Annotated in this window: 7 protein-coding genes and 1 pseudogene; 7 read left to right on the top strand and 1 reads right to left on the bottom strand. The window is 57.2% G+C overall.

Annotated features, from left to right (window positions below; all coding sequences use genetic code 11):
• The 7 genes and pseudogenes from AMM33_RS22235 to AMM33_RS21020 form a co-directional block, all read left to right on the top strand.
• Positions 1–1,713: pseudogene (locus tag AMM33_RS22235) on the top strand (hypothetical protein); the annotation flags it as partial.
• 15 nt (positions 1,714–1,728) lie between these two features.
• Complete coding sequence (locus AMM33_RS21045) at positions 1,729–2,364, top strand: hypothetical protein (protein ID WP_090143191.1); 636 nt, start codon at positions 1,729–1,731, stop codon at positions 2,362–2,364.
• Between the two features lie 9 nt (positions 2,365–2,373).
• Entirely contained in the window at positions 2,374–6,657 is a 4,284-nt protein-coding gene (locus tag AMM33_RS21040; protein WP_090143190.1) for a hemagglutinin repeat-containing protein, read from the top strand.
• Positions 6,654–7,535 carry a PoNe immunity protein domain-containing protein gene (locus tag AMM33_RS21035; RefSeq protein WP_090143189.1) on the top strand — a complete coding sequence of 294 codons (882 nt, stop codon included), beginning with the start codon at positions 6,654–6,656 and terminating at the stop codon, positions 7,533–7,535. The genes AMM33_RS21040 and AMM33_RS21035 overlap by 4 nt, the downstream gene beginning before the upstream one ends.
• On the top strand, positions 7,532–11,962 hold the full coding sequence (locus AMM33_RS21030) for a hemagglutinin repeat-containing protein (protein WP_090143188.1): 4,431 nt from the start codon (positions 7,532–7,534) through the stop codon (positions 11,960–11,962). The genes AMM33_RS21035 and AMM33_RS21030 overlap by 4 nt, the downstream gene beginning before the upstream one ends.
• A 7-nt stretch (positions 11,963–11,969) precedes the next feature.
• A complete protein-coding gene (locus tag AMM33_RS21025; protein WP_090143187.1) occupies positions 11,970–12,524 on the top strand; it encodes a hypothetical protein in 555 nt (184 codons plus the stop codon).
• 43 nt (positions 12,525–12,567) lie between these two features.
• Positions 12,568–12,987, top strand: coding sequence for a hypothetical protein (locus tag AMM33_RS21020; protein WP_090143186.1), 420 nt, complete (start codon positions 12,568–12,570; stop codon positions 12,985–12,987).
• A 54-nt stretch (positions 12,988–13,041) separates the two neighbouring features.
• On the opposite strand, the gene AMM33_RS21015 is transcribed toward AMM33_RS21020, so the two are convergent.
• On the bottom strand, positions 13,042–13,946 hold a 905-nt coding region (locus tag AMM33_RS21015; protein WP_194945643.1), incomplete at its 5' end, for an ISL3 family transposase.

The following is a 13,946-nucleotide window of genomic DNA, read 5'->3' as shown; positions in this document are numbered from 1 at the left end:
GGCAAGAGCGCCAGTGCGGGCATGAGCGGCGTGGGTGTGGGCAGTGACAAGGGCTCAGCCCAAAGCACGACCACGGCGGGCATCAGTGGCGTGGCGGGTAACGCGGCAGCCAGAACCGGAGACAAGAGCACCAGCATCGCGCCGATATTTGACAAAGAAAAGACGCAAAAGGAAGTGGCCGCACAAGTGGCGATCACCAGTGAGTTTGGCAAGCAAGCGAGCAAGGCGGTGGGGGACTATGCAGGCAACCAGCTCAAAGACCTGAGCAACAAGGCCAACGCAGAAATTGACCCCGTTCAGAAAGCTGCTTTACAAGCAGAAGCGGCCAAGTGGGACGAAGGCGGGGCTTACCGAGTGGCAGCACACACGGTGGTGGGTGGCCTGACAGGTGGTGTAGCGGGTGCAGTGGGCGCAGGCACCAGCCAAGCGGTGATTGACCAAGTGGGTCAAGCACTCAAAGAAACCAACTTGCCCACAGAACTTAAACAAGCCTTGGTGCTGGCTGCTGGCACGGCGGTGGGTGCAGCAGCCAGCGGCGGTAGCGTGGCTGGAGGTGCTACGGCGTTCAATGCGACGGCGAATAACTATTTGACAACGGTGGACCTGAGTAAGCCGAACCGCACAAAACCGATAGACATCAAAACCAGCCTTGCCAACAACGATAAATTGATTGATGCATGCCAAGGCGGGGCATCTGTTTCATGCACTCAAGCTCAAACCAAGGTTCAGCAAGATATCCAAGATTTGCAGGATTACAAGATTGCGCTGTTGTCTGAGAGAAACCTGAGCAATGACAGCGCAACGAAAGACGCGATCAGTGCAAGGATCAAAGAAGCAGATGCACAGATTGCAAGCGCAAACAATCAACTCGAAACAGCTCGACTGCAAACCAATGGTGGTAACTATTTCACCAAAGACCTGACAGGCGCACAAAGAGAAACGATTGGTATGGCGCTGGACCCATTGCAGGCGGCAGGGGTGAAAGCTGGCGTCAAAGTTGTTGATACTGTGACCACGGTGATTGATAACGCTGCGGTTTCTGCGGAGCAGGCGGCCACTGTAAATAAAACAAAGGTTGAATTGAATTCACGTACGGATGATGCACAGCAGTACGTGAAAAACAATGCGCCGATTCAAGTGCCTAGCACCGTTACTCGTAACGACAATGACTTCACCTCAACCGTCAACCAAAGAGGCAACCCGAAGGCGAATATCGACGACAATGGTAATTTGATTGCGGCCAATCCCAATGGCACTGGAAGCCCGACAGCGCATGTGAGCGGAAGCAACCCCGGCAATACGCCGTATATTTCTACAACGGATGCTGCCTCTGTTGATCCGACGCTGGGTGCCCCCAAGACATACGGCTCGCAGCAAATCACCGTCAATGCCCGTGATTTGCAGCGAGACATCAATTCGGGTGCAGCAAGTCAAGACATCAAGATCATCAACAACCAACAGCTTGTAGATCAGCTGCAAACTAAGGTGGATGTTGCGCAGAGGAGGTTTGATGCGAATCCGAGTCGAGATAATAAAACCGATTTAGACAAGGCAAATCAGCTCCTCAACTTCGCAAAGCGAGACGGTGAAGTGTTGATCACTCCCTATGTGCCACCGGCCTACTACACCAACCCCACAGGACCAGTGACGCCCATTGTCCCGGCACCCAATGTGCCAAAGACGCCCACAGCGCCTGCACAGCCAATCAAATAACTGGAGGGACATGACATGGACAAGCAATTGAATGATCTTTTGTATGGCCTCCCGCCAGGGGTAGATTACACGGAAGATCTGACATCTTTGGATGATCAAGATATTCCGGTCGATCGCATTCCGAAGCTACAGGCTTTGTTAGATGCTGAGGACGAAAATGCGGCCTTTAGAGCGGCCTGGGTGCTTTGTGAATGGGGCCATAAGGCGGGTTTCGATTACATGCGCACTTTTGTTATGCGCGAACCATCTATGCAAGGTGGTTGGTACGAGCACCGACTGCGCGGCTATGACGATACTTATCGTTTTTCACTGGAGGCATTCCTTGGATATTGGGCTAAGTTAGCCGATAGAAATGAAGCTGACGAACCGCGCATCCGCGAGGAGATTTTCGAGCCAACAATCCGAGTTATTGAGCTATCAAACCAAATGCCATTCACAATTGAGCCAGTCTTCAGCATGGTTCAGTCATTTGGCATGACCCAATACATTCCCGCCCTCAAAGCGCACCTACAAGCCATCATCAAAGAACCTCAGAAGCACCACTGGAAGGTGGCCGACTGCGCACACCTGCTGATGAAATTTGATCCCGAGTTTGTTGCCAAAACGCTAGCCGCACACGGCTACACCTTGGCTGACTTTCCAAACAAATAACGCCGAGCCATGAACCTCCAAACCCATCGCTTGGTTTTCAACAAAGCCCGATGCTGCCTGATGGCGGTGGGTGAACATGCACACAGCGGCGGCGGTGGTGGATGCTCCGGTGCAAGGCGCAGCAAGCGCCGGTGCAGCACTGCCACGCTAGGCACCCTGGCTGGGCAGATGCTCACGGGCCAACGCTTTTTGGGCGACTACACCAGCGACGAACAGCAGTACCAGGCCCTCATGAACGCGGGCGTGCAATACGCCCAGCAAATGAACCTGCGCCCCGGCATCGCCTTGTCGGCCGAACAAATGTCCAGGCTCACCGCCGACATGGTCTGGCTGGTCAACCAGACGGTGACCCTGGCCGACGGCAGCCAGCAAACCGTGCTCGTGCCCCAGGTCTATGCCCGGCTGCGAGAAGGTGATGTCAGCGGCAACGGCGCCCTCATGTCGGGCAGGCAAGTCGATCTGGCCGCAGGCAGCGCCCTGAACAACAGCGGCACCCTGAGCGCCCGCACCCGCCTGAGCGTGAGCGCACAAGACATCCGCAACAGCGGCAGCGTCAGCGCACAAAGCGTGGACATGGCCGCCACACAAGACCTGCAAAACATCGGCGGCCTGATCCGGGCGCAAAGCAGCCTGAGCCTGAGCGCGGGCCGCGACCTGAGCGTGGCCAGCACCACCCACACGCAAACGCAGGCCGGCAACAGCGCAGGTGCCAGCCGCGCAGAAAGCCGGACCCAACTGCAAGGCATCGGCCAGGTCATGCTCACGGGCGATGGCAGCGGGCAAGCCGGGCAACTGAGCCTGAGCGCAGGGCGCGACGTGACACTGACAGCAGCGGCCGTAGCCAGCGCGGGAAGCCTGAGCCTGAACGCCGGGCGAGACGTGAACCTGCAAACCCTCACCCAATCGCACAGCCAGGACACCACCTACGACGCCAACCGCTACCTGCGCACCAGCCAAAGCCAGGAGGTGGGCACGCAAATCAGCGCCGTGGGTGAGCTGAACCTGAAGGCTGGGCAAGACGTGAACGCCCGGGCGGCCAACGTACAAGCTCAAGTGGGCTTGCTGGTGGACGCCGGGCGCAACGTGAACATCAGCGCAGGCGAACAAAGCCTGAGCACCGCACAATCGACGCGAACCAACAGCAGCGGCTTGTTCAGCAGCAGCAGCACCACCAGCCGCAACAGCAGCGCCAGCACCACCGCTGTGGGCTCCAGCTTTGAAGGCCAAAGCGTCAACATCAGCGCAGGCCAAGACCTCAACGTCAAAGGCTCCAACGTGCTGGCCGACCAAAACGTGAACCTGAGTGCAGGCGGTAACGTGAACATTGAAGCAGCGCAAAACACGCAAAACCAAGGCAGTTTCAGCCAAACCACCAAGTCCGGTCTCTTGAGCGGAGGCGGCCTGAGCGTGACCCTTGGCAAGCAAATGCAAAGCGTGGACAGCCAAGGCCAAAGCACCACCGCCGCAGGCAGCACCATCGGCTCCACCGGCGGCAACGTGAGCATCACCGCAGGCAAGACCTACACGCAAACGGGCTCCGACATCCTCACGCCAGGACTGAACAGCCCCTCCGGTAGCGGCAACATCGACATCACTGCGAAGACAGTGGACATCAAAGAAGCCAGAGAAACCGGCAGCCAAAGCACCGAACAAAAGTTCAAGCAAAGCGGCCTGACGGTGGCCATCACCAGCCCTGTGATCAGTGCCCTGCAAACGGCCAACAACCAACTGCAAGCGGCAGGCAACACCAGCAGCGGCCGCATGCAAGCCCTGGCGGCAGCCAATGCGGGGTTCAACCTCAAGCAAGGCGCGGATGCTGTTCAAGCAGGCCAAGGCGATGCCAATGGCATGGTGAAAAACGCAGACGGCAAGATGGTCGAAGGCAACGCTGCAGATAAAGCAGGCGGCATCGGCATCAGCCTGAGCCTAGGCGCATCCAGCAGCCAGTCCCAACAACAAAGCAGCGCCGACAGCGCCCGGGGCTCCAGCATCAACGCAGGCGGCAACGTCAGCATCCAAGCCACCCGCACAGCAGGTGCGCCCAATGACACGGGCAAAGACAGCGACATCACCGTGCAAGGCAGTAACGTCCAAGCCGCTAAAACCGTCACCCTCAAAGCCGATGACCAAGTGAACCTGCTGGCAGCGCAGAACACCACCAGCGAGAGCAACAGCAACCAAAGCAAGAGCGGCAGCATTGGTGTGGCCATGCAGCTGGGCGCAGGCGGTGGCGGCATGGGCTTCACGGCCAGTGCCAGCAAAGCCACAGGCCAAGGCGCGGGCAACAGCACCACGTACACCAACAGCCAGGTGGCGGGCAACACCGTCAACATCCAAAGTGGCGGCGACACCAACCTCAAAGGCGCAGTGGTCCGAGGCGATCAAGTCATGGCCAAGGTAGGAAACAACCCCTTCGGTAGTGGCGGCAACCTCAACATAGAAAGCTTGCAAGACAAGAGCCAATACAAAGAAAGCAGCAAGAGCGCAGGCGGCTCGGTCATGGTGGGCGCGGGCTACAGCGGCAGCATCAACCTGGCCAAGAGCAGCATCAACAGCGACTACCTGAGCGTGGGCGAGCAGTCAGCGATTCGCGCAGGCGACGGCGGCTTCCAAGTCAACGTGCAAGGCAACACCACCCTGACGGGCGCACAGATCACCAGCACGCAAGCGGCAGTGGATCAAAATAAAAACAGCTACGAAGCCAAGGAAGGCACCACCACCACCGACCTGAGCAACAGTGCCAGCTTCAGCGCCAACAGCGTGGGCGTGGGCGTGGGAACAGGCAGTTTGCCGGGTCAAGGCTCCAAACTCAGTAGCGCAGGATTTGGCACTGACAGTGGCAACGCCAGCTCAACGACCACGGCGGGCATCAGTGGCGTGGCGGGTAACACGGCAGCACGCACAGGCGACAAGAGCACCAGCATTGCCCCGATCTTCAACAAAGATCAGGTCAAAGCCGAAGTCAATGCACAAGTGGCGATCACCAGTGAGTTTGGTAAGCAGGCCATTCCACTTGCCGCCAAAACGGCCGATGACAAAGCGATTGAGTTGCGCCGTCAAGGCAACGAAGAAGAAGCCAAGAAGTGGGACGAAGGCGGTGTCTATCGGACAACGCTGTACACCGCATTGGGTGGGTTGACAGGAGGAGCAGCAGGCGCAACCGGTGCAGCCGTCAATTCCACGGTCATCCCAACTTTAGGCGAGGAAATTGCCAAACTCAACTTGCCCGAAGGTGTGCGACAAGTGGCAACGCAAGTGGTCAGCGTTGCGGTGGGGGCGACGGCAGGCGGCGCAGCGGGTGTAAGCACGGCACTGCCGCAGACGGCCTACAACTACGTCAGCCACAGCCCGTTTGCCAATGTGCGCAAGACCATTAGTCAAGAAAACGCCCGCCTGATGAACCAGTGTGGTGCCAACTGCACTGAACAAGACTTCAAACGTATCGACCAGCAAATGGCCAAGCTGGAAGTGGCAGGCAATCTTGCGGCCATCAGCCAAAACAGCAAGCTAACTACCGAGCAGGCGTTGCAACTGGGCGAGACGGTAGCGGCGCTGCTGCCGGTTTATGGCACGCCGATTGCGCTGTACCAGGCCATCAGCGGCAAGAGCCTGTCGGGTCAGGACCTGAGCACGGTTGAGCGCTTCTTCAACGGGGCGGCTGCGGCAATTCCGGCAGGCTCGACTGCATATAAGTTGGTGACCGATGCGGCTGTGCAGGCCAAAGTGGCAGCCACATTAACGGCGACAGCTGAGCGGGCCTTGGTGAACTCTGGTGGTGTGGTTGACAAGACAGGCAATGCGTTACTGGACATGAGCAAGCTGACCAATGAACAAAAGCGGGTCATCGGTGAAAACTTGTTTGGTCCGAACACGGTCAAGCAAATCGTGCCCGACGGGCAGCAGATTGCCCGCATGCAAGGCCAGGGCAGCAATGGCATTGATGAGTTGTATAAGGTCAACCGCCCCGATGTGGACTATGTGAACATTGAGTACAAGTTTGTAGGTCAGGACAACAAGACGGGGGCACAGGTATTGAAGAACACCAATGATGGAAAGCAAGGCAGTACGAGTTGGATTGGCGGTTCTGGTCGGATTGAGGATGCGGTCGGAGCTGACAACGCCATCGATGTAGATAAAGCGTTACGGACGGGAAGGGTGGAAAGCTGGGTAGTGACAGTTCGCCCGGATGGTTCAACTGCCGTGCAGGTGTTGGATGCGCTAGGGAAACCTAAACCGATAGATCAATCGAAAATTATTCTTCCGAATTTGAATCTGACGGGTGCAAAACCATGATCCGCGCACCAATGGGAGGTCATGAGTATTGGATTGGTAGAGTGAGGAAGTTTAGAGAAACTGTGCAGGAGCACTGTGATTTGGCCCAAACATCTTCGCCTAATCCAGACTATGAACCACAGTTTCAATTTAATCTAAGTACATATCATGGTCGATTAATTCTGTTCCTCTACTCTTCCGGCGCCCCTATCCGCGAGCTGGCTCAGCACTTTGGGGGCCTACTCGCCGCCTGGGAGTTGTCCAACCGCTTGAGCGATCAAGTCTGCAAAGAACATCACTTGCAGACGTGTCGTGACTGGGACTTCAGCCTATCTAACCTGAACCATTACAACTGGTGTTTCTGGCTGGTGGGCTTGGGTCTGTGTCTGGGGATTTCAGAAGACCAGTGGCAGCGCCTTTTGGCCTTGGTGGGTGGCGAAGGTGAAGATGTGTTGCTAGACCGCGTGATTGCCAGCCGTAGCCCTGCGCGTCGCATCGGATCTGCGCTGCTGCACGCCAAACCGTATGCCCGTTTGTTGAAGGCTTTGGATGCCCCTAAAGACCAGCAAGCCGCGCTGTTGGCGGCATTTGTCGATCACTGGTATTCCGAACTCAAGCGCACAGCCCCCAGGAGCCGTAAAGCGCCCGCGGTGCAACCGTTTTGGTACATCTGGGGCGATCCAGACAAGCACCCGCTGGAAATGGGTAGCTACTTTGGGCGCTGGTGCATCGAGGCTGCGGCAGCGGTCAAAGCCTTTGGCCTGGATGACAGTCTTTGCTTAGGGGACGAGCATTACCCAGGCGACTTGTTGCGCCCCGATGGGCCGAGTACACACCCTGTGCGCGTAGAGCCCAAGACGAGCTGGCTGCAACGCATTCTTGGAAAGAAGACTACATGAACGCTCAAACCTATCGCGTGATTTTTAACAAAGCCCGAGGCTGCTTGATGGTGGTGGCTGAAAATGCCCATAGCGGTGGCGCTGATTGCTCAGGAGCCAGGCGCATGCGAAGGGCATCCCGCACTGGTAATTCTCTTAGGCATTTTGAGTGTGCCACCGCACAAAAGCGCCTGGGCGACGGCTTTTATGAACAAAAACTCATCCGCGAACAAGTGGCCCAATTGACAGGTCGCCGCTTTCTGGCCGACTACACCAGCGACGAACAGGAATACAAAGCGCTGATGGACAGTGCCATCACATTTGCCCAGGCCTACAACTTGCGCCCCGGCATTGCTTTGACGGCCCAGCAAGCGGCCCAGCTCACCAGCGACATCGTGTGGCTGGTAGAGAAAACCGTCACGCTGCCAGACGGCACCCGCCAAAACGTTCTTGTCCCCCAGTTGTACGTCAAGGTCCAAGCCGGTGACCTGGATGGCAGTGGCGCATTGCTTGCAGGCAAAGATGTCAACCTCAAACTGACCGGCGACTTGACCAACAGCGGTACCATCGCAGGGCGCAGCGTGGTGAGCTTGACAGCAGAAAACGTCAACAACCTGGGCGGTCGTGTGGGCGGCAACGATGTGAGCGTGGCCGCAAGGCAAGACCTGAACAACATTGGTGGCAGCATCTCGGCCGTCAGCAGCCTCAGTGCGAGCGCCGGGCGAGACCTGAACATTCAAACCACAACGCAAAGCACAGCAACACAAGTGGGCTCAGCCAACTTCAACCGCACAGGCATCGACCGCGTGGCCGGTTTGTACGTCAGTGGCGGCGTAGGCACATTGGTGGCCAGCGCTGGGCGAGACCTCAACCTGAAGGCTGCAGCCCTCAGCAACGCAGGCACCGGCGACACCAAACTGAGCGCAGGCAACAACCTCAACCTGAGCGCTACCACCACCGGCGCGAGCCAGAGCATTGTGTGGGACGCCAACAACTACGTGCGCCAAAGCAATAGCCAAGACGTGGGCAGTCAGGTCAACGCAGCGGGCAAGCTGACCTTGAGCGCCGGGCAAGACCTGAACGCCAAGGCCGCGCAAGTCAGCGCAGGGCAAGAGCTCAAAGTCACAGCGGGCAACAACCTCAACATCACCGCAGCTGAGGCCAGCCAAAGCCTGGACAAGGCTAGCCAAGTGACCCGCAGTGGTTTCTTGTCCAGCAGCACCGCCACCACGCGAGAGAGCAGCGCCAGCACCACCGCTGTGGGCTCCAGCTTTGAAGGCCAAAGCGTCAACATCAGCGCAGGCCAAGACCTGAACGTCAAAGGCTCCAACGTGCTGGCCGACCAGGACGTGATTCTCAAGGCGGGCGGCAACGTCAAAATTGAAGCGGCGCAAAACACGCAAAACCAAAGCAGTTTCAGCCAAACCACCAAGTCCGGTCTCTTGAGCGGAGGTGGCCTGAGCGTGACCCTTGGCAAGCAAATGCAAAGCGTGGACAGCCAAGGCCAAAGCACCACGGCAGCAGGCAGCACCGTGGGCAGCACGGGCGGTAACGTGAGCATCACTGCAGGCAAGACCTACACGCAAACAGGCAGTGATGTGATCACGCCCGGACTGAACAGCCCCTCCGGTAGCGGCAACATCGACATCACTGCGAAGACAGTGGACATCCAAGAAGCCCGCGAAACCGGCAGCCAAAGCACCGAACAAAAGTTCAAGCAAAGCGGCCTGACGGTGGCCATCACCAGCCCTGTGATCAGTGCCCTGCAAACGGCCAACAACCAACTGCAAGCGGCAGGCAACACCAGCAGCGGCCGCATGCAAGCCCTGGCGGCAGCCAATGCGGGGTTCAACCTCAAGCAAGGCGCGGATGCTGTTCAAGCAGGTCAAGGCGATGCCAATGGCATGGTGAAGAATGCAGACGGCAAGATGGTCGAAGGCAACGCTGCAGATAAAGCAGGCGGCATCGGCATCAGCCTGAGCCTGGGCGCATCCAGCAGCCAGTCCAAACAACAAAGCAGCGCCGACAGCGCCAAGGGCTCCAGCATCAACGCAGGCGGCAACGTCAGCATCCAAGCCACCCGCACCGCAGGTGCGCCCAATGACACAGGCAAAGACAGCGACATCACCGTGCAAGGCAGCAACGTCCAGGCGGGCAAGGCAACGACCCTCAAAGCCGACGACCAAGTGAACTTGCTGGCCGCGCAAAACACCACCAGCGAGAGCAGCAGCAACCAAAGCAAGAGCGGCAGCATTGGCTTAGCCATGCAGCTGGGCGCAGGCGGTGGCGGCATGGGCTTTACGGCCAGTGCCAGCCAAGCCACAGGCCAAGGCGCGGGCAACAGCACCACGTACACCAACAGCCAGGTGGCGGGCAATACGGTGAACATCGAGTCGGGCGGTGACACCACGCTCAAAGGCGCAGTGGTCAAAGCAGACCAAGTGACAGCCCAAGTGGGCGGCAACCTCACCATCCAAAGCCTGCAAGACAAGAGCCAATACAAAGAAAGCAGCAAAAGCGCAGGCGGCTCCATCATGGCGGGCGCAGGTGTCAGTGGCAGCGTGAACCTGGCCAAGAGCAGCATCAACAGCGACTACCTGAGCGTGGGCGAGCAGTCAGCCATCCGCGCAGGCGACGGCGGCTTCCAAGTCAACGTGCAAGGCAAGACCACCCTCACGGGCGGGCAAATCACGAGCACGCAAGCGGCCATCGACAACAACAAAAACAGCTACGAAGCCAAGCAAGGCACCACCACAACAGACTTGCAAAACAGTGCCAACTACAGCGCCAACAGCGTGAGTGTGGGCATAGGCGCAGGCACCCTGCCCGGCAAGAGCGCCAGTGCGGGCATGAGCGGTGTGGGCTTGGGCAGCGACAAGGGCTCAGCCCAAAGCACGACCACTGCGGGCATCAGCGGCGTGGCGGGTAACGCGGCAGCCAGAACCGGAGACAAGAGCACCAGCATTGCGCCGATATTTGACAAAGAAAAGACGCAAAACGAAGTGGCCGCACAAGTGGCGATCACCAGTGAGTTTGGTAAGCAGGCGAGCAAGGCGGTGGGGGACTATGCGCAAAAACAATATGACAATGCCCTGGCCTCAGGCGATCAAGCGGGCATAGACGCGTGGAAAGAAGGCGGCTCAAGCCGAATTGCCATGCATGCCGTTGTGGGCGGTTTAACGGGAGGCGTGCAAGGCGCTGTGGGTGCGGGCACCAGCCAAGCGGTGATCGACCAAGTGGGTCAAGCCCTCAAAGAAACCAATCTGCCCACAGAGCTCAAGCAAGCTTTAGTGCTGGCAGCCGGAACGGCAGTGGGTGCAGCGGCCAGCGGAGGCAGCGTGACTGGAGGTGCTACGGCGTTCAATGCGACGGCGAATAACTACCTGACACACGCACAACTGCAAAGCAAGCAACAACAGTTGGCGGCGTGCAAAGACGATGCTTGTAGAAAGAATGTCACCAGCACTTGGGACAAGGTCAGCCAATCGGCCAATGCCCGCGTCGAAGACAAGGTGCTGCAAGGCGGCGAAAGCACCAGCCTGAAGATCATGGAGCAGTTGTCTGCAGACATGAACGGTCTGGCGCAATACAAGAGCAGTCTTGAGACGCAGTTGAGCAAAACCACAGACCCGACACAAAGGGCCATCCTGCAATTGCAGATCAACGAAGCTGATAACAGCATGCGCCAAGTTGCCAATCTGGGCAAAGACACGTTAGCGCTGCTGTACCAGCAAGCGGGCAATCCGCAATACCAGAATGCGTACCAAGCACTCACCGCCGCCACCAGTGGCAACGAAATCGGGGGTGCACTGGCCATGCCATCGGGCAGTGGCGGAAATTTAGGCAGGATAGCAAAGGGCACCAAGCCTGGTGTAGCTTCGGTGGACGAAGGGGCCATTGCTAAGGCCAAGGTGGATAACAACGCAAATGCCGATAACGCGCAAGATCCGTTGAACATCCAATCCCCTGAAAACAATACGGCCAGCACAAACCTTGCGACCAAGAAGACTGCAGACCAAGCGGCGGGCACCCACAATCCGCATTACGACACCAAACACGGCCCCTACACCACCAATGAGCAGCAGTACCAAAGGGCCATGAACGGCATAGACCCCATCACGGGCCAAGCCACCAGGAGCAAGCCCGATGCCTCAAAGTTCTTTAACTCAGCGGATATGGATCTTGCGATTCAAAAGGCAGAGGCGGATTACGCGGCGAATCCGGCGGCGTACGATCCTGAAAAAGGCATTGGGATTCCCTTCCCCCGCCCTGTGGGCAATGGGTACATTGGGAACAACCAAAACAACATCAAAGCGGGTTTAACCCCCGGCGAACACCGCTGGACCAACACCGCCACGGTCAGAATCGATCAAAAGACAGGCAAGGCCTACACGGCCTACCCCAACTTGCAGAACGGTGGCTTTACAGTGCCCGACCCTAGAAAATGAGACAACCATGATTGAACTGACCCCCGATGAAGCACGGTGCCATTTGCTTGGCATGTTTGATATAGATACCGCTGAGCACTATGGCTATTACGATGAATTGTTTGCGCTTGACTTTAAAAAGAAAGAGGACGCGGTTTATGCCATTAAAAAATGGCTCAAACCCCTTATTGATGAGCGATCAGTCACCAGGCCCTTCTCACCTAAAAGAGAAAAAGAAGGCCTGCGCCGCCTAATCACACTGAACCGATTGCCAGCCAGCCGCCACGATATGCCGGGGTGGGAGGATATCCCGATGGATGAATTCGACATTCATGCCAACAACTTCATGTTGTGGCTTTGGGAAACGTTGTACGAGCAGCCTTTTGTGGAAGCAGACCTGAGCGAGTACCGCATTCGCGTGGACGAGTCTTTTGTTCAAAACCCCAACAACCCCGAGCGGTGGGGGGAGCCTGAATACGCGGTGGACGAATTTGCAAAACCCACACCACCCCAGCCAGTGGCCGTTAAAGAAGCAGCGCCTCAAAAAGCCCAGGGCAGCTGGTTGCACCGCTTGTTCAGATAAGGCACCTCCAAGGGCAACACATGCAATTGAAGGCCAAGTTTTCATGACCGGCTCCAGCGTCAACTTGCAAGGCCAAGACCTCACCAATGCGGGACAAATCCAGGTGGACATCATCTATCGGTGTGGTGTATGTGGTTTGATGAACCTCTGCAATCGAGAGGTCTGGCAGGCTGAAGGAATTAGTGATGTTGGAGTCTTGGCCAAGGTCTTGGCGCAATTAAATCCGGAGGACTGGAAAAATAGTTTGGTGTTGAACTATTGGGTTGCGCCCGAAATCGTCGGGACTGAGTTGTGCAAATCGTTAAGCGACAAATATGACTTAGATAGTTACAGCTATAAGCCAGGTGTTATCTGCGAAACATTCATCGAAGAAATTGAGGCGCTATTTGACCGCCATGGTGTGAGTTGGAGCGATGTACCTTTGATCGAACTTGGATCAGGCGCCTCCCGCGCAGACCATTGATTGCATTCAATCTGAATTCTCGAATGTCATTAAAAAATATGGCTCTGATGAATTTCAAGTGGGTTGCCCAGCATGAGGATTGATAGCGTGGAAGTCGAGTCTCCCGGCGATCAAGAAGATGACAGTCTTGATCGTTGTGATTCGCGTAAACCCACGCGCACGACGCTTGGATGCCTGGAACAAACCGTTGATGGCTTCGAGGAATCCGTTGGTCTGGCGTGTCTGCGCCCAGGCCACGATGCCTTCCATATGAGCGCGGATCATCTTGGCAACGTCCTTCATCGGTTCGACCTTGGAGCGCATCACGCATGTGCACCAGTGATCCAGCATGGTTCGCACAACGTTGATCTGCTTTCGATCAAGGATCTCACGCAACTGCTCTTTGTAGGACCACGCCCTGGCCGTGCGTTTGACGGTCATCTTGGCCATCAACGCATCCAGTTCAGCTGCCGCCTCCGGTTTGAGCTTGGCTGTGTCTTTGAGCAAAGTCCAGCGCATGCCCTTGAGAGACTTGTCGGTCTTCTGCTCGATCCGGCGCATCTTGTCCACTGCAGTGCTTGCGTGACCGATGATGTGAAACTTGTCAAACGTGATCCGGGCGTTGGGCAAATGCTGGGTAACCCCCGAGATGAAGGCGGGCGACATGTCGATGCTGGTCTGGATGATGTTTTCGCACGGGCAGCCATGGTCTTCCAGGTAGGACGCCAGTTCCTTGATGGTTTTAGCATCGCGCCCTTCGGTTACAAACAACACGCGCCTGGCAACGGCATCAGCGGCCAGTGTGACGTAGCTGTGTCCCCTGGCACGCGAAGTCTCATCAATCGCCAGTGCCGTGACATCCGAGTGATCTGCCAAGCCACAGGCCATCTCAACATACTTTTCGCACACGGCCAGAACCTTGTGCGGCGACTCCCCGACAAGACGCGAGACGGCGGCAAATGGCATCTGGCCAGACAGCA

Origin of the sequence: Limnohabitans sp. DM1 (assembly GCF_001269385.1) — a bacterium.
Lineage (GTDB): Bacteria > Pseudomonadota > Gammaproteobacteria > Burkholderiales > Burkholderiaceae_C > Limnohabitans_A.
Note: the sequence above shows the minus strand (reverse complement) of the source record. Positions and strands in the feature narration are given on the sequence as shown.

Bases quoted from the DNA above. Each gene is read 5' to 3' on its own strand.
- AMM33_RS21040 (WP_090143190.1), top strand. From the start codon at position 2,374: ATGAACCTCCAAACCCATCGCTTGGTTTTCAACAAAGCCCGATGCTGC.
- AMM33_RS21035 (WP_090143189.1), top strand. From the start codon at position 6,654: ATGATCCGCGCACCAATGGGAGGTCATGAGTATTGGATTGGTAGAGTG.
- AMM33_RS21025 (WP_090143187.1), top strand. From the start codon at position 11,970: ATGATTGAACTGACCCCCGATGAAGCACGGTGCCATTTGCTTGGCATG.
- AMM33_RS21020 (WP_090143186.1), top strand. From the start codon at position 12,568: ATGACCGGCTCCAGCGTCAACTTGCAAGGCCAAGACCTCACCAATGCG.
- AMM33_RS21030 (WP_090143188.1), top strand. From the start codon at position 7,532: ATGAACGCTCAAACCTATCGCGTGATTTTTAACAAAGCCCGAGGCTGC.
- AMM33_RS21045 (WP_090143191.1), top strand. From the start codon at position 1,729: ATGGACAAGCAATTGAATGATCTTTTGTATGGCCTCCCGCCAGGGGTA.